Origin of the sequence: Ensifer sp. ENS09 (assembly GCF_014852425.1) — a bacterium.
Classification (GTDB): Bacteria; Pseudomonadota; Alphaproteobacteria; order Rhizobiales; family Rhizobiaceae; genus Ensifer.
In genome coordinates, this window is record NZ_JACVBP010000002.1 from 452,663 (window position 1) to 472,899 (window position 20,237).

At 63.4% G+C, this 20,237-nt stretch carries 24 protein-coding genes; 10 read left to right on the forward strand and 14 right to left on the reverse strand.

The genetic code is table 11. The annotated features are described in order from the left end of the window. Positions 1-111 precede the first annotated feature (111 nt). Complete coding sequence (locus IB267_RS10385; protein ID WP_192447519.1) at positions 112-588, forward strand: MarR family winged helix-turn-helix transcriptional regulator; 477 nt, start codon at positions 112-114, stop codon at positions 586-588. Positions 589-661: 73 nt separating this feature from the next. Here the strand turns inward: IB267_RS10385 and IB267_RS10390 are convergent, their stop codons facing one another. The 4 genes from IB267_RS10390 to IB267_RS10405 form a co-directional block, all read right to left on the reverse strand. Further along, the gene (locus tag IB267_RS10390; protein ID WP_043610966.1) at positions 662-1,450 is read right to left on the reverse strand and encodes a L,D-transpeptidase family protein; all 789 of its coding nucleotides are present in this window, start codon (positions 1,448-1,450) and stop codon (positions 662-664) included. 139 nt (positions 1,451-1,589) lie between these two features. Next, the gene (locus tag IB267_RS10395) at positions 1,590-3,923 is read right to left on the reverse strand and encodes a bifunctional diguanylate cyclase/phosphodiesterase (protein ID WP_192447520.1); all 2,334 of its coding nucleotides are present in this window, start codon (positions 3,921-3,923) and stop codon (positions 1,590-1,592) included. 174 nt (positions 3,924-4,097) lie between these two features. Continuing rightward, the gene (locus tag IB267_RS10400; RefSeq protein WP_192447521.1) at positions 4,098-5,468 is read right to left on the reverse strand and encodes a PepSY domain-containing protein; all 1,371 of its coding nucleotides are present in this window, start codon (positions 5,466-5,468) and stop codon (positions 4,098-4,100) included. A gap of 124 nt (positions 5,469-5,592) precedes the next feature. Continuing rightward, complete coding sequence (locus IB267_RS10405; protein WP_192447522.1) at positions 5,593-5,961, reverse strand: hypothetical protein; 369 nt, start codon at positions 5,959-5,961, stop codon at positions 5,593-5,595. A gap of 197 nt (positions 5,962-6,158) precedes the next feature. Between IB267_RS10405 and IB267_RS10410 the strand changes: the two genes are divergently transcribed. Further along, positions 6,159-6,821 carry a glutathione S-transferase family protein gene (locus tag IB267_RS10410; protein ID WP_192447523.1) on the forward strand — a complete coding sequence of 221 codons (663 nt, stop codon included), beginning with the start codon at positions 6,159-6,161 and terminating at the stop codon, positions 6,819-6,821. A gap of 29 nt (positions 6,822-6,850) precedes the next feature. On the opposite strand, the gene IB267_RS10415 is transcribed toward IB267_RS10410, so the two are convergent. After that, positions 6,851-7,789 (reverse strand): LysR substrate-binding domain-containing protein, encoded by a 939-nt coding sequence (locus IB267_RS10415; RefSeq protein ID WP_192447524.1) that lies wholly within the window; start codon positions 7,787-7,789, stop codon positions 6,851-6,853. An 89-nt stretch (positions 7,790-7,878) separates the two neighbouring features. On the opposite strand from IB267_RS10415, the gene IB267_RS10420 reads away from it, so the two are divergent. Further along, positions 7,879-8,073, forward strand: coding sequence for a hypothetical protein (locus IB267_RS10420; protein ID WP_192447525.1), 195 nt, complete (start codon positions 7,879-7,881; stop codon positions 8,071-8,073). Between the two features lie 40 nt (positions 8,074-8,113). Next, a complete protein-coding gene (locus IB267_RS10425) occupies positions 8,114-8,494 on the forward strand; it encodes an MmcQ/YjbR family DNA-binding protein (RefSeq protein WP_192447526.1) in 381 nt (126 codons plus the stop codon). Here the strand turns inward: IB267_RS10425 and IB267_RS10430 are convergent. After that, positions 8,470-9,060, reverse strand: coding sequence for a dihydrofolate reductase family protein (locus tag IB267_RS10430; RefSeq protein WP_246810611.1), 591 nt, complete (start codon positions 9,058-9,060; stop codon positions 8,470-8,472). The genes IB267_RS10425 and IB267_RS10430 overlap by 25 nt on opposite strands. 165 nt (positions 9,061-9,225) lie before the next feature. On the opposite strand from IB267_RS10430, the gene IB267_RS10435 reads away from it, so the two are divergent. Continuing rightward, complete coding sequence (locus IB267_RS10435; RefSeq protein WP_192447527.1) at positions 9,226-10,131, forward strand: bestrophin family protein; 906 nt, start codon at positions 9,226-9,228, stop codon at positions 10,129-10,131. A 16-nt stretch (positions 10,132-10,147) separates the two neighbouring features. On the opposite strand, the gene IB267_RS10440 is transcribed toward IB267_RS10435, so the two are convergent. Both IB267_RS10440 and IB267_RS10445 read right to left on the reverse strand, forming a co-directional pair. Beyond that, entirely contained in the window at positions 10,148-10,768 is a 621-nt protein-coding gene (locus tag IB267_RS10440) for a glutathione S-transferase N-terminal domain-containing protein (RefSeq protein WP_192447528.1), read from the reverse strand. A 260-nt stretch (positions 10,769-11,028) separates the two neighbouring features. Then, positions 11,029-11,400: an NUDIX hydrolase gene (locus IB267_RS10445; protein WP_043620043.1), complete on the reverse strand. Its 372-nt coding sequence runs from the start codon at positions 11,398-11,400 to the stop codon at positions 11,029-11,031. 92 nt (positions 11,401-11,492) lie between these two features. Between IB267_RS10445 and IB267_RS10450 the strand changes: the two genes are divergently transcribed. Next, positions 11,493-12,245, forward strand: a complete 753-nt coding sequence (locus IB267_RS10450) for a DeoR/GlpR family DNA-binding transcription regulator (protein ID WP_192447529.1) — start codon at positions 11,493-11,495, stop codon at positions 12,243-12,245. A 70-nt stretch (positions 12,246-12,315) separates the two neighbouring features. On the opposite strand, the gene IB267_RS10455 is transcribed toward IB267_RS10450, so the two are convergent. Continuing rightward, on the reverse strand, positions 12,316-13,323 hold the full coding sequence (locus IB267_RS10455) for an asparaginase (RefSeq protein ID WP_192447530.1): 1,008 nt from the start codon (positions 13,321-13,323) through the stop codon (positions 12,316-12,318). 71 nt (positions 13,324-13,394) lie between these two features. On the opposite strand from IB267_RS10455, the gene IB267_RS10460 reads away from it, so the two are divergent. The 3 genes from IB267_RS10460 (at position 13,395) to IB267_RS10470 (ending at position 15,012) form a co-directional block, all read left to right on the forward strand. Next, the gene (locus tag IB267_RS10460) at positions 13,395-14,132 is read left to right on the forward strand and encodes a DUF3750 domain-containing protein (RefSeq protein ID WP_192447531.1); all 738 of its coding nucleotides are present in this window, start codon (positions 13,395-13,397) and stop codon (positions 14,130-14,132) included. 88 nt (positions 14,133-14,220) lie between these two features. Further along, positions 14,221-14,706: an NUDIX pyrophosphatase gene (locus IB267_RS10465; RefSeq protein ID WP_192447532.1), complete on the forward strand. Its 486-nt coding sequence runs from the start codon at positions 14,221-14,223 to the stop codon at positions 14,704-14,706. Between the two features lie 30 nt (positions 14,707-14,736). Continuing rightward, positions 14,737-15,012, forward strand: a complete 276-nt coding sequence (locus IB267_RS10470) for a hypothetical protein (protein ID WP_192447533.1) — start codon at positions 14,737-14,739, stop codon at positions 15,010-15,012. Positions 15,013-15,024: 12 nt separating this feature from the next. Here IB267_RS10470 and IB267_RS10475 read toward each other — a convergent pair whose 3' ends face one another. The 4 genes from IB267_RS10475 to IB267_RS10490 form a co-directional block, all read right to left on the reverse strand. Beyond that, positions 15,025-16,023 carry an NAD(P)H-quinone oxidoreductase gene (locus IB267_RS10475; RefSeq protein WP_192447534.1) on the reverse strand — a complete coding sequence of 333 codons (999 nt, stop codon included), beginning with the start codon at positions 16,021-16,023 and terminating at the stop codon, positions 15,025-15,027. Between the two features lie 95 nt (positions 16,024-16,118). Then, positions 16,119-17,915, reverse strand: coding sequence for a GGDEF domain-containing protein (locus tag IB267_RS10480; RefSeq protein WP_192447535.1), 1,797 nt, complete (start codon positions 17,913-17,915; stop codon positions 16,119-16,121). A gap of 220 nt (positions 17,916-18,135) precedes the next feature. After that, positions 18,136-18,570, reverse strand: a complete 435-nt coding sequence (locus IB267_RS10485) for a DUF3995 domain-containing protein (protein WP_210335821.1) — start codon at positions 18,568-18,570, stop codon at positions 18,136-18,138. A gap of 34 nt (positions 18,571-18,604) precedes the next feature. Then, positions 18,605-19,006 carry a hypothetical protein gene (locus IB267_RS10490; protein WP_192447536.1) on the reverse strand — a complete coding sequence of 134 codons (402 nt, stop codon included), beginning with the start codon at positions 19,004-19,006 and terminating at the stop codon, positions 18,605-18,607. An 83-nt stretch (positions 19,007-19,089) separates the two neighbouring features. Here IB267_RS10490 and IB267_RS10495 point away from each other — a divergent pair, with 83 nt between their 5' ends. After that, positions 19,090-19,665 (forward strand): TetR/AcrR family transcriptional regulator, encoded by a 576-nt coding sequence (locus IB267_RS10495; protein ID WP_192447537.1) that lies wholly within the window; start codon positions 19,090-19,092, stop codon positions 19,663-19,665. Here the strand turns inward: IB267_RS10495 and IB267_RS10500 are convergent. Next, positions 19,662-20,216, reverse strand: coding sequence for an HdeD family acid-resistance protein (locus IB267_RS10500; protein ID WP_192447538.1), 555 nt, complete (start codon positions 20,214-20,216; stop codon positions 19,662-19,664). The two genes, IB267_RS10495 and IB267_RS10500, sit on opposite strands and share 4 nt — an antisense overlap. Between the last annotated feature and the right edge of the window lie 21 nt (positions 20,217-20,237).

The window sequence follows — 20,237 nt, forward strand, 5'->3', positions numbered from 1 at the left end:
GGGTCTCCTTTGCGTTTCCTGAGTGAATGCGGTTTAGATAGCGCAAAATTCAATTGTACGCAAATTAATTTTGCAAATTGCATTTCGGGCGTCTTTTTGCGACAATGGCGCATGGCGAACAGGGCGGCACATGGCGACACTATTCCCGAGGAAGCACTAGCGCTCGGCAAGCAGCTGTGTTTTGCGGTCTATTCTGCGGCGCACGCATTCAACCGCGCCTACAAGCCGCTGCTCGATCGTTTCGGCCTCACCTATCCCCAATATCTCGTGCTCCTGGCGCTCTGGCAACAGGACGAGATGACCGTCAAGCGGATCGGCGAGGAGATCGGACTGGATTCAGGAACGTTGTCGCCGCTTCTCAAACGCCTGGAGGCAGCCGGGTATGTCGGCCGCCAGCGCGATCCTAGCGACGAACGACAGGTGATCGTGCGGCTGACGGACAAGGGCCAGGACCTGAAGAACGAGGCCTTCGGCATCCTGGCGGGCATCAGCAAGGCTTCGGGATGCAGCCTGAAGCAAGCGGAAGACATTCGCGAGACGCTGCATCAGCTGACGCGACAGCTCAATGCCGGCCCGGGCGAAGAGTGACCGGCTTGCCTTCCGCTCCACGTAGAAGGTGCCGCGCATTAATGAGAGGGGCGGATTCCGCCCCTGCCCGTCATCAGATGACGAGGATAGGCGCCTTGCCGCGAACGCGATCGTAGAGATCCATCACATCCTGGTTGAGCATGCGCACGCAGCCGGACGAGACCGCCTTGCCGATCGACTTCCATTCGGGCGTGCCGTGGACGCGGTAGAGCGTGTCCTGGCCGTTCTGGAAGATGTAGAGCGCCCGCGAACCGAGCGGGTTGTTGAGGCCCGGGGCCATACCGCCGTTCTTGGCCGAATAGGGTTTTAGCTGCGGCTGACGCGCGACCATGCTGTCGGGCGGGGTCCAGCGCGGCCACTTCTGCTTCCACTGGATGACGCCGCGGCCGGACCAGGCGAAACCCTCGCGACCGAGGCCGACGCCGTAACGCAGCGCCCGGCCGCCCGGCTGGATCAGGTAGAGGTAACGGTCGCCGGTATCGACGACGATCGTGCCCGGCTGCTCGCCGAAGGGGTCGCTGACCTCCTGGCGATAGAAGCGCGCGTCGATCTGACGGAACGGCACCTCCGGCACCTGATAGCCGCTGTCGCTCACCGAGGCATAGATATCCGAGACATAGAGGCCCTGCGGCGGCAGACCGGTCGGAACCGGCCCTGGGCCATCCTGCCTTTCATAGATGCCTTCGGCGCGCGGATCGGTAAAACGTCCCTCGACCGCTGGATTGCGGAACACCGGCGCCGTCTCATAGCGAAAGACATCCGTGTTCATCGACGAAGTGCAGCTTGCAAGACCGGCGGAGGCGAGCGCCACACCGGACGTGCGAAGAAACTGGCGACGGGAGAAAAGGACTGAAGAGGACATCGAACTCTGGGGGCTTGAGTGCGGCATGAGGAGTGCTGCATGAATTTGCTTAACGAAATGCTACGCACAGCCCACACGGATTGGGGCGATGCTTGCATTTACGGCTGGAACGAGGCTTGCGTCGCGCGGGCGGCAGGGCTCAAACGCTGTGGATACTGAACCGGGGCTGAAGCATGAGCGCCTCGAAATCCGGAGCCGAGAGCGGCCGGCTGAAGAAGTAGCCCTGGATCTCGTCGCAACCGCTCTGGCGTAGAAATTCGACTTGGGCCTGGTTTTCCACACCCTCTGCAATGACACGCAGGCCGAGGTTCCGGGCCAGCGAAATGATCGCGGCGGTGATGGCGTTGTCGTCGAGATCCGTCGGGATGTCGGCGACGAAGGACCGGTCGATCTTCAGGCGGCGCACCGGAAAGCGCTTCAGCGCGCTGAGGCTCGAATAGCCGGTGCCGAAATCATCGATCGCCAGATGCACTCCGATCGCCTGCAGCTCGTGCATGGTGGCGATCGCGCCCGGGACGTCCTGCATGATCAGGCTCTCGGTCAGTTCCAATTCGAGGCAGAACGGGTCAAGCCCGGTCTCTGCGAGAATTGCCGCAACGTGGGCGGCCCAGTTGCGCTCGCGGAACTGGCGCGCCGAAACGTTGACGCTGATGATCAGCGGCGGCAGGCCGGCGTCCTGCCAGGCCCTGGCCTGGCGGCAGGCGGCGCGCAACACCCAGTCACCGATCGGCACGATCAGCCCGGTTTCCTCGGCGAGTGGAATGAAGGCGGCCGGCGAGACCGTGCCGCGTTCGGGGTGACGCCAGCGCAGCAAGGCTTCGGCGGCGAACACGCGGCCATTCGCCAGATTCATCTGCGGCTGGAACTGCAGGAAGAACTCGTCGCGCGCGAGAGCCTTGCGCAGTTCTTCCTGCTGCTTGAGCTTCTCATGGGCCTTGGCGGCCATCTCTTCGGTAAAGACCTGCAGGTTGTTGCGGCCGAGCTCCTTGGCCCGGTACATCGCCATGTCGGCATTGGCGAGCAATTCGCCGACCGTCTTGCCCTGATTGGGAAAACAGGCGACCCCCATGCTGCAGGTGACCTGCAGGCTGCGGCCCTCGATCTGCATCGGCGCAGCGATCGCGCGCCGGATATCCTCGAGCCGAGCCAGCACGATATCGCGTTCGCAGGGAAGCCCGTTCAAAAGCAGGATGAATTCGTCGCCGCCGACCCGCACGACCATGTCGGACTTGCGCACCGAAGCGCGCATGCGCGAGGCCGTGACCTTCAGGAGTTCGTCGCCGGCGGCATGGCCGAGCGTATCGTTGACCAGCTTGAAATTGTCGAGATCGAGGAAGGCGAGCACGGCCCACTGGCCGCTGCCGCGCAGGGCTTCCAGCGCCTCGGCGACCCGTTCCTCGAACAGCGCACGGTTCGGCAGACCGGTCAGCGCGTCGTGGTGCGCCATGAAGCTGATGCGATCTTCCGCCTGCTTGCGCTCGATCGCGATGCCGGCGAGATGCGCCGCCATCGCGATCAGCTCCTTCTGCCCGTCGTCGGGCACGCCGACCGATTCGGAGTACAGCGCAAAAGTGCCGAGCACCTTGCGTTCGCGCGAATGGATCGGGGTCGACCAGCAGGCGCGGAAACCGTAGGGAACCACCAGCTCGCGATAATCGTCCCAGAGCGGATCGATCATAATGTCCGAGACGATCACCTGCTCGCCGCGCCAGGCGGCCGTGCCGCAGGAGCCCATGCGCGGGCCGATCTCGACGCCGTGGATGGTCGCGCAATAGGCCTCGTCGAGGCTTGGCGCTGCGCCGTGGAAGAGATAGCGGCCATCGGCCGACAGCAGCAGCACCGAGCCCTTGATGCCCGGCATCAAGGCTTCGATCAAGAGGATCATGTCGCGGAAGAAGGCGTCGAGCGGCCGGCCGTTGGCGATCATTTCCAGCAGGCGCGCCTGCCCTTCGAGCAGCCGCTCGGCCGCCTTGCGGTCGGAGATGTCACGCGAGACGCCGACGATGCCGACGATCTTGCCGCTCTTGTTGCGCAGCGGAACCTTGGAGGTCATCAGCCAGCGATCGCGGCCCTTGCTGACGATGGCTCGTTCCTCGATGCCGAAGATCGGCTCGCCGGTTTCGATGACGCGACGCTCGATGTCGGCGATCGCCTTGGCCATCTGCGGCGGATGGAGATCGAAATCAGTCTTGCCGACGATATCCTTCAAGGCTTCGAGCCCGTTGTCGGCAACCGTCACCTGATTGGCGATCAGGAACCGCCCCTCGACATCCTTGGCGTAGATGTAGTCGGGCACATGGTTGATCATCGTCTCCAACCAGTAGTGCCGGTCGGCAATGTCGGGTTCGCTCGGAAAGATGCGCGCGACCTCTTCGGCCAGCCGATTGCTGGCATCGATCAGGCGGCGCGTTTCCTCGTTGCCGCCAGCATTGAGAGCGGCATATCGCGGATTGCGGGACGTGTTCTTCGCCAAGCAAGGCCTCCCGACGCTCTTCGTCGCGTCGCTGGTCGATCTTTCCCCACTTCACGTTAGACGAGCAAGAGTTAGCTCTTCCTAAATAACTGTAGAAAAATCGTGTAGAGGTTGCAACGGCCAAGTTGCAGCGGGCGATAGAAGGGGTGGACGACGCCACCCCTTGTTGTTTGTTCAGGACAGCCGCCGTCGCACCGTCGCAACGCGCATCAGCAATTGATCGGCAATCACCATGACGACGATCGCAATGCCGGTCAACGGAAACGCCAACCCGAAGGCAATCGCCATGAGCCACAGCCCCACATAGACGCTGCGCCGCGGCGGCATCGGGGGCACGCCGATGCGCCCTGCCGGGCGGCGTTTCCACCACATGACGACGGCGGAAAGGGAAACCAGCACGATGGAAATGCAGGCGGCCAGCATCAGCAGCTGGTTGAAACGTCCCCACTCCTGCCCCTTGTGCACGTTGATGCTCCACTCGATCGCCTTGCCGAGCGCAGGGTAATCGCCAAAGGAGATGTCGACGAGCGGCTTGCCGGAATATTGATCGATATGGATCGTGCGCTCCCGGGCAAGGTCGGCGGGAAAGATCGCTGCCGTATAGACGCCGGTCTCGTCGAGCGGGATCGCCAGTTCGTAGCCGGGCAGCATGCCGGCAGCATCCGCGATGGCGACGGCGCGATCGATCCCGACCGGCTCACCCGTAGCACCGCTGGAGGCCGGAACCGGCGCGTTCTCCATCAGCCAATTGGCCTTGGGCAGCACGTCGGTCGACACCTTGCTGGAGGTCGGAACCTCATCCCAAAGCGCTGCCGGATAACCGAGCCCCATCGCCGTCAGCTTGCCATTGACAGTCGCACCCCAATAGCCCGACCACAAAAGCCCCGAAAAGGCGAGAAAGACGATCAGCAGGCCGGCCCCGATACCGGTCACGGCATGGAGATCGCGCCAGAAGACGCGACGCGCCGGCGTGCCGCGCACGGTCAGAACACCGCCGGTCTGCTGGCGCGGCCACCAGAGATAGATGCCGGTGAAGACCAACAGGATGGCAAAGCCCGCAACGATCTCGATGATCGTTTCGACCGACTTGCCGAAATAGTCGAGGCTGTGCAGGTCCTCGACCACCTGGTTGAATTCCTCCGATGGCGCGACCCGGTCGAGAATGGCGCCAGTATAGGGATCGACGAAGACCAGCATGCGGGCCTTGCCGATGCCGACCGTGACCCGCGCGGAACGATCCGCATCCGCCGGTGTGCGGTAGGAGACGGGCGCGCTGCCGGGCACGGACTCGACGGCGGTGGCGACGATTGCGGAGGGTGACATCCGCTCCGTGCCTGCGGGCACGACGTTGCGGTAGGCAAAAACGGTATCGTCGATCTCGTCGTTGAAGAGATAAAGCCCACCGGTCAGCGCCAGACTGATCATGAAGGGGATGACGAGCAGGCCGGCAAAGAAGTGCCAGCGCCAGATGGCGCGGTAGAGCGAGATGCCGCGCTCTGTGGCCGCGGGGCTTTCCACGGCGCTGGTGAAGGATGCGGTTGTCATGGTTTTCTCCGGGAAGGACCGTTTGCACGGCTTCGCCTCTTGGTGATCGGGACGACTGCCGATCGCGGCAACGCGCGTCGAAGAGTGACGCCCATGGGCCGATCAGCTGTCGTTCAAGCGCGTATCAGGCGGAGAAAACCGTTGGTGGCGCCCTTGGCCCCGCTCCGGTCAAGAGCACCGAGCGAACGAAGCCGAAATCGCCGGCCGGAGCGGAAAGTGGAGCCGTCCGGGCTTGCGACGGCAAGGCGACCGGGTAAGGCGCCGGCAGGTCGGCGGGCGCAACCAGGCAGCAGGACTGGCACCCATGCCCCGTCGCGCCACCTTTTCCATCGGGATCGTCGTGGCCCGAGAGGCAGAGATCGGCAAGGCTGCCATCGGGGAGCACGTAGGCGGTCGCATCCGGCGACCGCGGCATGGCGGCGGCCGGCTGCTGGATCAAGGCCGAAACGACGAGAACCAGCGCGCAAAGCATGCGCGCCGCCAAGTTCGTCAACCGATCCCCCAAAATCCCTGCCAAATCTATCCCCAAACCGACCAGCGACAGCTAAAGATCCGCGGCCGCAAAGGCAAGCCGGCAAAGCGCCGCACGGCGCATCAAAAGATTTCATGTGTGCTATCAGCGCCGCCCGCTTCCGTCGCCCCCGGCGCTTGCCTAAGACAGATGACAACGCAGGACGGGAGGAAATCGACATGCTGACGATCTATGGGGTCTATCGCTCGCGCGCATCGCGCAACTACTGGATGGCGCGGGAGCTCGGCATCCCTTTCCAATCGGTGCCAGTCATCCAGGCGCGCCGTGTCGCCGATCCTCTGGCTGCCGATGCGCCGATCAACACCAAGTCGCCGGCTTTCCTCGCCGTCAACCCGATGGGGCTGATCCCCGCGATCGAGGATGAGGGCGTGGTGCTGACGGAATCGCTTGCCAACAATCTCTATCTTGCGCGCAAACACGGCGGGCCACTGGCGCCTGCCGATATCGCCGAGGAAGGCCTGGTCGGCAACTGGACGATGTGGGGGGCGACCGAGGTCGAGCCGCACGCCGTGGAGATCATCCTGACCTACGACTACGGGACCGAGAACACCGACGAAGGCAAGGCGACGATCGCCAGATGCGTGACGTCGCTCGACAAAGTCTTTGCCCGCATGGAAAGCCACCTCGACGGACGCGACTATCTCGTCGGCGATCGCTTCACCGTCGCCGACCTCAATCTCGCGGAGGTCTTCCGCTACGCCATGAGCCAGACGCAGCTGTTCGAAAAGCATCCGCGGGTTTCGGCCTGGCTTGCCCGCTGCCATGCCCGCCCGGCCTTCAAGGCGATGATGGAAGAACGGCTGAAAGAGCTGGCGGACTGAGGAGCGGTCAATAGGGGGCCTTCCCGCGATCAGCCCATGGTCGCCGCTTTAAAGCCAACACGCGGCGCCTTGATGTCGAGCAGGCGCATGCCCTCCTCCACCTCGTCGCGGACCCAGCGCTTGAACGCCTTGGCGGCCTTGCTCTCGCGCCGTGACGGCGCGCTGACGAAGTAGTGGCCAAAGCCCGTCGGCACCCGGATGCCGAACGGCACCACAAGGCTGCCCTGCGCGATCGCGAAACCGGCGAGCGTCTGCCAGGCGAGCATTACCCCTTGCCCGGAGATCGCGGCATCGAGCACCAGCGACGCCTCGTTGAAGGTGTGGCGCACGTTCATTTCCGCGCCCGAGAGCCCGACTTCACGGAGCCACACCTCCCAGCTGAACATCGAATGGCCGTCGATAACGGCCGGCAGTTTTAGAATATCTGCAGGCTTCCGAAGCCCTTCGGCCATCGCCGGCGAACAGACCGGAAAAACCTCCTGCTGCAGAAGAGGCTCGGACTTCACCCCCGGCCATTCCCCCGTACCGACGCGGATGCCGACATCCACGTCCGACGTGTCGAGATTGACGAGCTTGGTCGTCGCGTCGATGCGCAGGCGAATGTCGGGATGGCGTTCGGCAAAACGGTTCAGCCGATAGACCAGCCAGCGGGCGGCAAAGACCGGCGCGACCGAGATCGTCAGCACCGACTCGTCGCGCCGACGCGCCGAAGCCACGGCCTCCGCCAGTTCGTGAAAGGCGTTGCCGATGCGCGCGAGGAAGCGTTGGCCGAAATCGGTCGGCACGAGGCCGCGGGGCGTGCGCTCGAACAGCACGCGGCCAAGCTGGGCCTCCGCCTTGGCGATCTGCTGGCTGACGGCGCCCGCGGTCACGCCCAATTCCTCGGCTGCGGCAGCCAGCGAGCCCAGCCTGCCGGCAGCCTCGACGGCGCGCAGCCCGTTCAAATGCACGGAATTCAGATCTCTCATATAGTTTTTCTAAACGAGGTCTCTGCCATTCTCAATTGAAAAGATAACAGGACAGGCGGATCATCCAAGCATCGAAAGGATGGTCCGCCATGTTTAGGCTTCTCTCGAAACTGACGCCGCTCAAAACATCCGACAACCGAAGAGACGATGCGCCGCTCGCCTGGGCGCGCGATCCGCTGCAGCATCCGGATCTCGAGCGGATGGATGAGCGCGAACTCGGCGACCTGCCCTTCCCGGGCTGGCCGTGGCCTCGCACGGCGGAGTGCACCGGCAGCCGCCTCTAGGGCCTGCGGCTTTGCAGCCGCGATGTGATATGCTGGCCGGATGAGCGACGATCTCGAGCGCAACTTCATCCGTGTCGTCAGGCTGGCGGAGGCCGCCGGCCTGCCCGAAGTGACGGTCGGCACGTCCTACGGCACGCCGGCGCTGCTGGTGAAGGACAAGAGTTTTGTGCGCATGAAGGATGGCGAGACGCTGGTCGTCATGTGCGCGCTCGAAGAAAAGGAAATGCTGCTGGAGCTCGATCCAAGGCTCTACTTTCAAACGGATCACTACAAGGGCTGGCCCGCCATGCTAGTGCGGCTCGCGGAGATCGACGACCAAAGCCTCACCGGGCGACTGGTTGCCGCCTGGCGCGAAAAGGCGCCGAAGCGGCTCACCGCGAGCTTCCTCGATGCCGGTCAGGCTCCGCCGCCGACCTTGTAGACCAGGCAGACCCTGCCGCCATCCAGCCGCTTCAGGTCATCGAGCTGCACGTGATGACGCGCGGCCACGGTGTCGAACAGCGCTTTCCCCTTGCCGACCACGAGCGGGTGGATGGTGAGCCGCAGCTCGTCGATCAGGCCGTGATCCATCAGGCTCGACACCGTGCGCGCGCCGCCGACGACATAGATGGTGCGGCCCGGCGCCCGCTTGAGCGCCTCGATTTCGGAGGCGTCGCGCACGATCCTGGCGTTTTCCCATTCGACGTCGGAGCGGGTTTTCGAGAGGACGTAATGCGGCGTGCCAAGTGCGAAGTCCGCATATTCGATTTCTTCGGACGTCGGAAGCTGGCCGGTGAATTCCAGCGGCGCATGCGGGTCGCGCTTAATCGCGGTCCAATATTGCTCGTAGCCCGAATACATGCCGTTCCCAAGGACGCAGGCGTCGATCTCGGGCAGGAGGTCGAACGTGTCCGACCAGGACTCAACCCAATCCGTATAGCCATCCGGCCCATCGATCAGACCGTCGATGGACATCTGCATGCCTGCAACCACCTTGCGCATCGTCATTGCCTCCCTGTTGGCGTTACACGCCAAGGACGAGCGGCAGAGAGAACGCCCGACATCACAGGCAAAATAATCCTGGCTATGCGGGGAACGTCACCGAACGGACGGCCCTTCCATTTCGAAGCTTGCGCCTATACCGGTTAAGCGAACAGCCGGACAGGTATTCCCATGATCGTTCGCAACCGCCCTACCCTTTTGAAACTCTTCTTCATCCTCCGAGGGTCGGTCATTCAGCGGATCTTTCCGCAAGTGCTGTTCGTCTTTGCCCTCTCCGCCCTCGTCGTCTGGGCGCACCGCGTCGATCCAGGCCTCGTGCCGAGCGTCAACAGCGGCCCCTTCGCGCTGCTCGGTATCGCACTCTCCGTGTTTCTCGGCTTCCGTAACAATGCCTGCTACGACCGCTGGTGGGAGGCGCGAAAGGACTGGGGACAGTTGATCTTTACCGCGCGCGACCTCGCCCGCCAGACGCTGATCCTTGCCGAGGCCGAGCGGCAGCGGTTGCTCGACATCACGATCGCCTTTGGCCACGCACTGGTCTGCCATTTGCGGCCTGGAAGCGATGTCGGCAGGCCGCTGGCGCGGTTGCCGGCGGATCTTGCTGCCGGCTACAAGGCCAGCCGCAACGGACCGGATTTTCTGCTGCGCGAAATGGGCCGCATTCTCGCCGGCCTGCGGGGAACCGGAACGATCAGCGACTTTCAGTGGGTACAGCTGGATGGCACGCTCGGCAGGATTTCGGCCATGCTCGCGGCCTGCGAGCGGATCCGCAACACCCCCGTGCCGTTCGGCTATACGCTGCTCCTGCACCGCACAGCCTATCTCTTCTGCTTCCTGCTGCCTTTCGGCTTCGCCGATGCGCTCGGCTGGGCGACGCCGTTTGTCACAGCGCTCGTCGCCTACACCTTCTTCGGCCTCGACGCGCTCGGCGACGAGCTGGAGGAGCCGTTCGGCGTATTGCCGAACGACCTGCCGATCGTCGCTCTTGCCGAGACCATCGAAATCAATCTGCGCGAGGCGCTCGGCGAGACCAACCTTCCGCCTCTACCGCAGCCGAAGAACTACATCCTGATGTAGCCGCAGGCTCGATGGTTCAGACCTTCAGCGCTGCCAGCACCCGGGCGACGGCCGGGCGTGCGGTCATGCGGTTGCGATGATCGACGATTTTGGGGAAGCGCGCGGGATCCACACCATCGGGCTCGATCCAGCCGGCGACGGTGAAAAGATAGGGATCGGCGATCGAATAGCTCTCGCCAAAAACGAACGGCCCTTCGAACATCTTGCTTTCGATCAGTTCGTAGCAGGCGGTCATGTTGGAGGCGACCTTGGCCTTCATCGCCTCATGCGCGGCCGGATCGTCGGCCCAGCGTGCACCGCGGCGACCATGGGCGTGGGCGATGTGCACCGTCGAGCAGAGGTAATTCAGAAACGACTGCAGTTGCGCGAAGGCAAAGGCGTCGTTCGCCGGGGCGAGTTTCGCGGCCGGAAAGGCCTGCGCGATATAGGTCAGGATCGCCGGCGTTTCGGTGATGACGCCCCGGTCGGTCAGGAGTGCGGGGACCCGCGCCTTCGGGTTCACCGCGAGATAGTCGGGCTTGGTCTGCTCGGCTGTCGAAAAATCGACACGGCGCGCCTCATACTCGGCGCCCGCTTCTTCCAGCGCGATATGCGAGGCCAATGAACAGGTTGCGGGGGCGTAGAACAGTTTCAACACTTTAAGTTCTCCTCTGCGATCATGCGGATCGGTTTACGTGATGTCGATCAACCGATCCGGCTCTGTCAATTGCGGTGGGTCGAAGCGGCATGCAACGGAGAACCGTACGCTTCCTGCCGTGTCGCTCCAGAGCAAAGACCGGCCGCAGAAGAAAGGAAGTCACCTCGATTGACAAGCAGAAGTGGCAAGGCGGCGAAGGATCGCCGTCGTCCGCCGTCGTTAGGGTGCCCGGCAGGCTACAGCTGCCGGGCCTTGCACGTTCACGCGACCAGCGGCTCGCTGCAGCCGGGCACGTCCTCCAGGCGATAGTAGACGGGAATTCCGCGCTCACGGGCGATGCGCACGTCGTTGTCCGCCCCCTTGCTGTCGCCCGGCAGGCGCAGAACCGCATCGCAGAGCGCCAGCAACCGGCCCGCCACCGGATGAAAAATCTCCTCATAGAGGTCGTCGCCGATCCGCGCCCCGCCGGCCGCATGCCAGACCGGCAGCGCCACCCACTCGCCGATGACAGGCACATGGCCCGCCTTGAACAGCGCATAGGACGGCTCTTCCAGCCGCTTCAGATTGGCGGCCATTTTGGCCGGGTCGTCCCCGGTTCCAGAACGATAGGGGCCTGCGATCAAGATCAGCATTTTTCTCTCCCGAGATGCGATGAACGATCCAGATTATTCTGGAATATTCATGATATTTCGTGCAATATCGTGAAGAGTCAAGGAGACATTTCATGCTGACGATACAGAGGCGGGCTTTGATTTCGGCGCGACTGGCACGAGACGGCGAGGTCGTCGCAAAGCGCATGGCCGACGAGTTGAACCTGTCCGAAGACACGATCCGGCGCGATCTGCGCGAAATGGCGGCGGAGGGGTTGCTGAAACGCGTGCATGGCGGCGCGCTGCCCCTGGTGCCGCCGCTGCCCAACTTTGCGGCGCGTCAGGAGATTGCCGGCGACGTCAAGCGCCGGCTCGGACAAAAGGCGGCTGCGATGATCGAGGCCGGTCAGACGATCTTCCTCGACGGCGGCACGAGCAATGCAGAGATTGCCCGGGCGCTGCCGCGCGACATGCGGCTGACCGTCGTCACCCACAGCCCGACGATCGCCGCCGAACTCGAGCGCCACGAGGCGGAGGTAATCCTGATCGGCGGGCGGCTCTGCAAGCATTCGATGGTCGCGACGGGAGCAGCAGCGCTTGCAGCGATTGCCGGCATCCGAGCCGACCTGTTCTTCCTCGGCGTCACCGCCATTCACCGGGCCCACGGTGTTTCAACCGGCGACTTCGAGGAGGCGGCCGTCAAGCGGGCGATCCTCGGCCAGGCCGCGGAAACCTACGTGCTCGCAACGGTGGAAAAATTCGATGCGGTCTCGCCGCACCACGTGGCCGCGATCCCTGAGCTCGCGGGCTTCATCGTTCCCAACGAGATCAGCGACGGCATGCTCGCCCCTTATGACGGCACGGACGTTGCGATCATCGGCGCTTGATGGCGGCGCGGCGCCAACGGGCGGACCGTCGGAAAATTGAGCGGGCCGAAACGACCCGCCCCGCAGCGGCTCAGGCGGCGAAAGCGTCCGTCACCCTGACGTCGCCGACATGGATGCCGTTCCAATTGTGCATGGAATGGTTGGCCTGCGCCATCAGCGCCGCGTGCAGTTCGGGCTCGTCCCGGAAGAAGCGGGCAAGCGTTGCCGCGACCATGGCTTCGGCAGCCCGGGTCGTACCATCCTCGCACTTCAGCGCGATGGCGATGCCTTTTTCCGGAATGGCGGCGCAGAACACGCCTTCCGCACCGGTCTTGGCAAAGATACGTCCGGGCGCCGTCTTCATCAGTCGTGTGCAAGCGCGCTTGGTGCCGGCAACATAGAAGGGCTCGGCCATGCAGGCATCGATCAGCCGCTTCGAGGCGCGGGCACGTTCGGCTTCGAGGCCGACACCGGTCGCCATCTTCGCGAAACCGTGTGCAAGCCCCTTCAGCGGCACCGCATAGGTCGGGATCGAGCAGCCGTCGACGCCGCAATTGTCCTTGGCGAGGATCGCGCCCGTCAGGCTTTCCATTGCGCCGCGGATTTCGCGCTGCAGCGGATGGTCGTAGCCGACATACCCCTTCACCTCGGTGCCCGAATGGCAGCAGGCGCAGATGAAGCCGGAATGCTTGCCGGAGCAATTGTTGTGCAGCGCGGTCGGCGCTTCCAGGCTGCGGGCCTGGCCAATCAGGGTTTTCTGGTCGGACGACCAATGGGCGCCGCATTCGAGCGCCGAGACATCGCGGCCGGCAGCGGCCAGCATCTTGGCGGCCAGTTCCACATGTTCCGGCTCGCCGGAATGGGAGGAACAGGCAAGCGCCAGTTCACGGTTGCCGAAGCCGTAGGCGTCGGCCGCGCCGCTTTCCATCAACGGCAGCGCCTGCATTGCCTTGCAGGCCGAACGCGGGAAGACGGCGTTGTCGGTTTCGCCCAGCGAGAAGACGGTCCGGCCGTCGCCATCGACGGCAATGACCACGCCGCGGTGGCGGCTTTCGACGAGGTTTCCGCGGGTAACTTCGACGAGAACGGGATTTGACATGCCTTGCCCTCAAATATCCGAAATTGCTCCGTGCATTTAGCAGGATTTTACCGGCAAGAAACGGAGTTTTCATGAAATTCGCCCGCAGGCTGGCCGCCGCCTTTCTCGTCATCTACTTGCTGCCGGCGCTGGCCTCGGCCGGCTGGTGGTACATGCGGGACCGGCCGCAAAGCTGGCGCGACGCCGATTGGTCCTCGGCCGGCATCCTGCCGAAAGCGGCAGAAAGCGCGGACGCGGCAATCTACGTGTTCTCGGCAACCACGGGCGGCATGAAGGGCGCTGTCGCGAGCCACGCCTGGATCGTGACCAAGGATCAGGGTGCCACCGCCTATGATCGCTACGACAAAGTCGGCTGGGGCAAACCAATCCGCAAGAACGGCTATCCGGCGGATGCACGCTGGTACTCGAATGAGCCGCGGCTGGTCGTCTCGGTGACCGGTGCCGACGCCACGCGAATGATCCCGAAGATCGAGGCGGCAATCGCCAGCTATCCCTATGCTTCGCCCGGCGGCTACCGGATCTGGCCCGGCCCGAACTCCAACACCTTCGTCGCCCACGTGCTGCGCACCGTGCCGGAACTCGGCGCCGTTCTGCCGCCGGATGCCGTCGGCCGCGACTATCTGCCGGAGGGCAAGCTGTTCCAGATCGATGCCGACGGGCGCGACCTGCACGCCACGCTCTATGGCCTGGCCGGCATCTCGGCGGGTGTTCGCAGCGGCCTTGAGCTGCATTTCTTCGGCCTGGTCGCAGGCTTCGACTTCGCCAATCCCGGCATCAAGATCCCGGCGATCGGACGCATCGGCATATGATGGCGCTGGTTCGACGGGCCATCGCTTAAGTTGAGCGCCGGCGGTTTGCGTTGCATGGTCCGCCGGTTGAATGAGAAGGACGCGCGCGATGCATGAAATACCGATCAGGAGCTTTGCCGTTTCGGTCGTCGTTCTCCGCCCGGCCGGGAGCACCTTCGAGGTACTCCTTCTGAAGCGCTCCGGAACACTCGCGGGAACCTGGTGCCAGGTTGCCGGCGCGATCGAAGCGGATGAGACGGCCTGGCAGGCGGGCCTGCGCGAAGTCGAGGAGGAAACGGGGCTGCGGCCCGACCGTTTCTATTCCGCCGACATCTGCGAGCAATTTTACGAGGCCGACCCCAACGCCATCAGTCTGCTGCCCGTCTTCGTCGGCTTTGCGGCTGAGGGCGCCACGGTCCGGCTCAATGCCGAACACAGCGAGTTTCGCTGGGCAAGCTTTGACGAAGCGCTCCAGATGGTGCCCTTTGCCGGGCAGAGGAAAGTGCTGAAGCATGTCCGGGACGAGTTCATCGGTAATGAACCGAACCCCTGGCTGCTGATCCAAGACACAGCGCCGGCCGGGTCGGCCGGTTAGGCGAGGCTTGGTCCTGAGCAAGTCCCGAAAATGGAAAAGGGCCGCGCGAGGCGACCCTTCCATGAGTTTTGGCCGTATGACTGGCCCGGGCTGTTAAACCCGAAGGAAGGCGGGGATTACGCCGAGGGCTGCCTCGACACCTTCACCTCTTCCATGCCCTTCACCAAGACCGAAATCTCATTAGACATTGGACCACCTTCCTTTCTGTTCGTTGCTGATGATTTGAAGGTAAGCGATCCGTCAGCGATTACAAGGGCGACGATGGTCGAAGATCGTTTTCCCGTCGCACCGCGAATTGCGGGCTAATGGTCCGAGGGATCACAGGGACATGATGATCTTGCCGATATGGTCGCCCTCCTCCATCTGTCGATGGCCGTCGGCAACCGCGCTGAAGGGCAGGACGGAATGGATGACTGGCGCGACCTTGCCTGTTTCCAGCAATGGCCAAACCTTTTCCACCAAGCCGTCGCGGATCGCCTGCTTTTCCGCCGCCGTGCGCGGGCGCAGGGCCGAACCCATGACATGCAGCCTTTTGGTCAGGATCGGCGCGATGTTCGCCGCCTCGACCTTGGCGCCGCCGAGGAAAGCGATGATCGACAGGCGGCCGTCCTTGGCGAGCGAGCCGATATTGCGGTCGAAGTAGCGGCCGCCGACCATATCGAGAATGACATCGACGCCGCGCCCACCGGTCTCTTCGAGTACGACCGATTTGAAGTCCTCGTCGCGATAGTTGATCGCCCGCCTGGCGCCGAGCGCTTCGCAGGCCCGACATTTCTCGGCACTCCCGGCCGTCACGAAGACCTCGGCGCCGAAGGCCTTGGCAAGTTGGATCGCCGTCGTGCCTATGCCGCTGGAACCGCCATGGATGAGGATCGTCTCACCCGCCTTCAGGCCGGCCATGTCGAAGACATTGGCCCAGACCGTGAAGAAGGTTTCCGGCAGGGCGGCCGCCTTCACGGCGTCATAACCCCTGGGCCAGGCGAGCGCCTGGCTCGCGGGCACTGCCGTATATTCCGCATAGCCGCCGCCATTGGCGAGCGCGCAGACCTTGTCGCCGATCCGGAACCCTTGTGCCCCCTCGCCGAGCGCCACGACTTCACCTGCCACTTCCAGGCCGAGGATCGGGCTTGCGCCGGGCGGCGGCGGATAGTCGCCCTTGCGCTGCAAAACGTCCGGACGGTTGATGCCGGCCGCCTCCACCCGAACGAGGATGTCGCCCGGCTTGACCTCCGGCAACGGTCCTTTCTTCAGGATCATGTTTTCCGGCCCGCCCGGGGCCGGGAGGTCGACGAATTGCATTTCCGATGGAAGAGACATGGCTTTACCTCGCGAATTCTCAAGGCGCATAGGTAGCGCCGGAAACGCGAGGCGAAAAGGCTGATTGTCGCGCGGCCGGTCGTCGAGGGCGCTACTCAGCCGCCGAGCGCGTCCATCACCAGACCGGCCTCGCTCGCCTTGGCGCGCGACTTGATTTCGGCGATGCGGGCGCTGACGGCCTGGGCGTCGGAGAAGACGAAGCCTTCCGGCAGCCCGAGGACGGCGATCGAGCAGCGCATCAGCGGAAACTCCTTCGGCGCACCATCGCGGCCATGGCCGCTGATGCGACCTTCCGCCTGATGCTCCGGTGAATAAAGCTGGCAAACGTCGGAGCGAAAATTGTCGAGCAGGCGGTTCAGCACCGCCTCCAGTTCCTCCACCGAACAGCCGCTGACGCCGACGAAAAAGTCGTCGCCGCCGACATGGCCGAGGAATTTCTCCTCACCGATGAAATGGCGCCTGAGAAGGGCGGCAAAGAGCGTGATGGCGAGATCGCCCTTCTGGAAGCCGTAGGTATCGTTGAAGGGCTTGAAGTCGTCGAAGTCGCAATAGCAGAAATAGCGGGCATGATCGCCGTCGAGGATCGCGTCCTGGACATAGTCGCGGATGGCGCGGTTGCCGGGCAGGCCCGTCAGCGGGTTTTGCTCCTGCGCCATCTTCAATTGCTTTTCGTTGATGATCTTCAGAAGCGACGAGGCCGAGAGCGTGCCGGCGTAGCGCATGTTCTCCGTCAGGATCAGGCAATCGCTGCCGTCCATGCCGGCGAAGATCTTCAGCATCTCATCCGCCGGCGTGTCGAGATCGGCGATCGGCGCAGGGCTTGCGAAATGCGATATCCGCCGCTGGTAGATCCGGTTCTTCAGGAGATCGCGGCCGAAGGGGTGATAGATCAGCTCCTTGACGTGATATTCGTGCAGGATGCCGCGCGGCTCGCCATTGGCATTCAAGACTGGGAAGAAGCCCTGGCGCGGATTACGCCGGAAGAGATCGAAGACGGAATCGAGTTCGTCGCTTTCGCGAACGGTCGGCAGTTGCTCGATCTGCTTGCGGATCAGGATACCGTCGAGCGAAGACGAGGACCGCCTACTGACGACGCTCTGATCGAGATGCGGATAGGCGGGCAGAAGCTCGCTCAGATGCGTCGTCGGCCGGGCAACGTAATAGCCTTGCACCAGATCACAGCCGAGGTCGCGGCAGGTGAGGAATTCCGCCTCGGTCTCGACGCCTTCGGCAATCACCCGGGTGCCGAGCACATGGGCGGTGTTGACCGTGTGGCGGACCAGATGTCGCTTGCGGGCATCGGCCTCGATGCCGGAGATGAAATGCCTGTCGATCTTCACATAATCGACCGGCTGGTCGCAGAGCAGCTTCAGCCCGTTGAAGCCGGCGCCGAAATCGTCAATCGCCAGCTTGAAGCCGGCAAGGCGGAGATCGCGCACGAGGGCCGAGAAATCCGGCATCTTGCCGCCGTCGAAGCGCTCTGAAAGCTCGAAACAGAGTGCCGACGGGGCGATGTTGGCACGCTTCAGGTGGTTGACGAGGCGTTCGACAATGTCGCCTTCGCCGCCGACAAGGCGCGAGTCGAAATTGAGAAAGAGCGTGCGGGCGGAATGATCGGGCAGCGTCGCAAAGCCGGCGACGGCGCGACTGTTGATCATATGCTCGAGCGCCAGCAGTTGCCCCTCTTCTTCCGCCTTGTCGAGCAGTTCCAGCGGCGAGGCAAAGCCGAGTTTCTGGAAGCCGCGCATGAGGGATTCGTAGCCGAAGACGGTGCCGGTCGCCGCTTCTGCGATCGGCTGGAAGGCGGTTTCGATCACCAGCTTGGCGAGCGTTACGATCTGGTCGTCGCCGAACCGGCGCAACGAGAGAATTTCGGCGGGGGCGGCGGACATGCCGGGCTCCAGAAATATGGGACGGACGGTCGAACGCCGGCAGCATGGCCAGCAAGCGTCAACGAAGTCTTTCCCCATTATGAAGCTTTGATGAAAGCTATGTGACAGCGGCAACTGCGCCAATCAGATGCAAACACTCTAATGAAATCAGTAGTTTCATGAGCAAGTCCTGTGATCGGTCGGCCATCTGCGCGATGTTGACCGTCGAGCCAGGATGGCATCATTCGAGAACGAGCAATGCCAGGTATCCGGCACCGATAACAAGGCAGAGCGGACCGTAGATGCGACGGTCGAGCGTCACGAAGGGCTCCGTGCCGTGGCGCTGGTGAAAGGCGGTGGTGAAGGCCACGAGACCACGGGCGACGAAGACGGCGGCAAGCCCCGCAAGGCCGCCATAGGCAAGGACCGGTGGCAACATGTCGGCAAAGACGGGTGTCACCGACAATGGCAGGATCGCTGCCGCAAAGAGCAGTGCGACGACGACCAGCGTCAGCCAGGCCGGCGGCATCACCGTCCGGTGCTTCGTGCCGACCACCGTGCGGACAAGCGTTTCCTCGTCGTCACAGGGCCAAAGTCCGCCGAACGCCCAGTAAGCATGCAGCCCGGCGATACCGGAAAGGACGAGGAAAAGCAGGATCGCGATTGCCGTCGACATGATGGGTTCCTTGCTTGCCTGTCGGCGAACCGCCTCAGGCGGCCATGGTTGACGGAGACCCTTTGTCCGAGCGCACGCCGATCGCCCCGAGCGCGGCCATGAGGAGAAAGGCCGCCCATTGCGGCGTGGTCGAGAGAGAGCCGAGATAGGCAAGGCCGTAACCGATGAAGAGCACCGCATAGGCGAGATATTGCACGATCACCGCAGCGGCGAGGGGCACACGGTAACGTCCGTTCACGGCGGCAAACAGCAGGGCGAGACTGTTGATCAGGAGGATGGCGCTCGTCGCGTGCCAGTGAAGCGAGACATAGGTCTTAAGCAGCGCCGACGGGCTGCTTGCAAGCAGAGGCACATGCACCTCCGGTCCGCCTGCAAAGAGATGAATGCCCGTTGTCGCCAGGGACAGGGTGCCCGCTGCCAGAAGCCATTTGCTCATGCGTTCGCCTCCAATTGTCGCCATACGGTAGCGTATGTACGCCACCTGGTTGCATCCGTCAATACGGTAGCGTATGGAAGCATATGGCAACAAAAAACACCCTGACGAGCGATGATTGGATCAAGGCTGCCTTCCGCGCGCTGACGACGGGCGGCGTGCAGGCGATCCGCGCCGAGGCGATTGCCCGCGACCTGAAGGTCAGCAAGGGTTCCTTCTATTGGCATTTCAAGGATGTGCCCGACCTGAAGGCAAAGATGCTTGCCCACTGGGCGCGCGAAGCGACAGACGCGATCATCGCGGAAATCGAAGCCTTGGAAGTACCGGCGCAAGAGCGATTGCGGTTGCTGGTACATGCCGCAACCGACGAACGCAGCCTTCCCTATGGCGGCTTGCTGACGGACGGCGCGGTCCGCGAATGGGCGCGCTTCGACGCCATGGCCGCGACGACCCTTAAGTCCGTCGACGAAAGCCGCCTCGGCTACATTGCCGTCCTGCTCGGTGATTGCGGATTTTCGTCAGATGAGAGCCGCAGCGGCGCCAGTGCGCTCTATGGCGCGCTGATCGGGCTTGAGGCACTCGCCGCGAGCGGCCTTGCCGATCTTCGCGGCGACCTGCTCCGGCTGCTCGAGGCGCTGCTTGGCAGCAGCACCCCGCGCTAAACTCCACCCTTGGCCAGAACGCCGAAGGCGATCAGAGACAGGCCCTGCATGACAAGGTCAACGGCGAGGAACAGGCCGAGGATCCAGAGGCTGTTGACCGGCCAGCCAGCGGCGATGATCAGGCCGGCCACAAGCGTGACCAGGCCGCCAAGCGCCACCCATCCCCAGCCCTGCAGCGGCCTGAGCTTCAGGCCGACCCAAATGCGAAAGCATCCGGCGACGATCAAGGCGACCGCCATGATAAAGGTGAGGAAGGACGAGGCAAGCACGGGGTTGATGAAGGCAAAGAGGCCGGCGATCGTGTAGCAGGCACCGCTCAGGCCCCAGTAGAGCACGCTGTCCCAGCCCTTCACCTGAAAGGCATGGGCGAGATTGAACAGCCCGCCGACCAGCATGATGATCCCGACATAATAGACGGACGCGACCGTCGCCATCAGCAGATTGCCGAAGGCAAGGCCGCCGCACATGATCAACAGCACGCCGAGGGCGACGAACCACCCCCATTTACCGGCAACCGCTGACTTGTCGGCTCGATCGAATGCGTGGGTCATCTCAACCTCCAGCCCTTTGCA

Coding starts and splice junctions, on each gene's coding strand:
- IB267_RS10385 (WP_192447519.1), top strand. CDS start 112: ATGGCGAACAGGGCGGCACATGGCGACACTATTCCCGAGGAAGCACTA.
- IB267_RS10390 (WP_043610966.1), bottom strand. CDS start 1,450: ATGTCCTCTTCAGTCCTTTTCTCCCGTCGCCAGTTTCTTCGCACGTCC.
- IB267_RS10400 (WP_192447521.1), bottom strand. CDS start 5,468: ATGACAACCGCATCCTTCACCAGCGCCGTGGAAAGCCCCGCGGCCACA.
- IB267_RS10410 (WP_192447523.1), top strand. CDS start 6,159: ATGCTGACGATCTATGGGGTCTATCGCTCGCGCGCATCGCGCAACTAC.
- IB267_RS10415 (WP_192447524.1), bottom strand. CDS start 7,789: ATGAGAGATCTGAATTCCGTGCATTTGAACGGGCTGCGCGCCGTCGAG.
- IB267_RS10420 (WP_192447525.1), top strand. CDS start 7,879: ATGTTTAGGCTTCTCTCGAAACTGACGCCGCTCAAAACATCCGACAAC.
- IB267_RS10425 (WP_192447526.1), top strand. CDS start 8,114: ATGAGCGACGATCTCGAGCGCAACTTCATCCGTGTCGTCAGGCTGGCG.
- IB267_RS10430 (WP_246810611.1), bottom strand. CDS start 9,060: ATGACGATGCGCAAGGTGGTTGCAGGCATGCAGATGTCCATCGACGGT.
- IB267_RS10435 (WP_192447527.1), top strand. CDS start 9,226: ATGATCGTTCGCAACCGCCCTACCCTTTTGAAACTCTTCTTCATCCTC.
- IB267_RS10445 (WP_043620043.1), bottom strand. CDS start 11,400: ATGCTGATCTTGATCGCAGGCCCCTATCGTTCTGGAACCGGGGACGAC.
- IB267_RS10450 (WP_192447529.1), top strand. CDS start 11,493: ATGCTGACGATACAGAGGCGGGCTTTGATTTCGGCGCGACTGGCACGA.
- IB267_RS10455 (WP_192447530.1), bottom strand. CDS start 13,323: ATGTCAAATCCCGTTCTCGTCGAAGTTACCCGCGGAAACCTCGTCGAA.
- IB267_RS10460 (WP_192447531.1), top strand. CDS start 13,395: ATGAAATTCGCCCGCAGGCTGGCCGCCGCCTTTCTCGTCATCTACTTG.
- IB267_RS10465 (WP_192447532.1), top strand. CDS start 14,221: ATGCATGAAATACCGATCAGGAGCTTTGCCGTTTCGGTCGTCGTTCTC.
- IB267_RS10470 (WP_192447533.1), top strand. CDS start 14,737: ATGGAAAAGGGCCGCGCGAGGCGACCCTTCCATGAGTTTTGGCCGTAT.
- IB267_RS10475 (WP_192447534.1), bottom strand. CDS start 16,023: ATGTCTCTTCCATCGGAAATGCAATTCGTCGACCTCCCGGCCCCGGGC.
- IB267_RS10480 (WP_192447535.1), bottom strand. CDS start 17,915: ATGTCCGCCGCCCCCGCCGAAATTCTCTCGTTGCGCCGGTTCGGCGAC.
- IB267_RS10485 (WP_210335821.1), bottom strand. CDS start 18,570: ATGTCGACGGCAATCGCGATCCTGCTTTTCCTCGTCCTTTCCGGTATC.
- IB267_RS10490 (WP_192447536.1), bottom strand. CDS start 19,006: ATGAGCAAATGGCTTCTGGCAGCGGGCACCCTGTCCCTGGCGACAACG.
- IB267_RS10495 (WP_192447537.1), top strand. CDS start 19,090: ATGGCAACAAAAAACACCCTGACGAGCGATGATTGGATCAAGGCTGCC.
- IB267_RS10500 (WP_192447538.1), bottom strand. CDS start 20,216: ATGACCCACGCATTCGATCGAGCCGACAAGTCAGCGGTTGCCGGTAAA.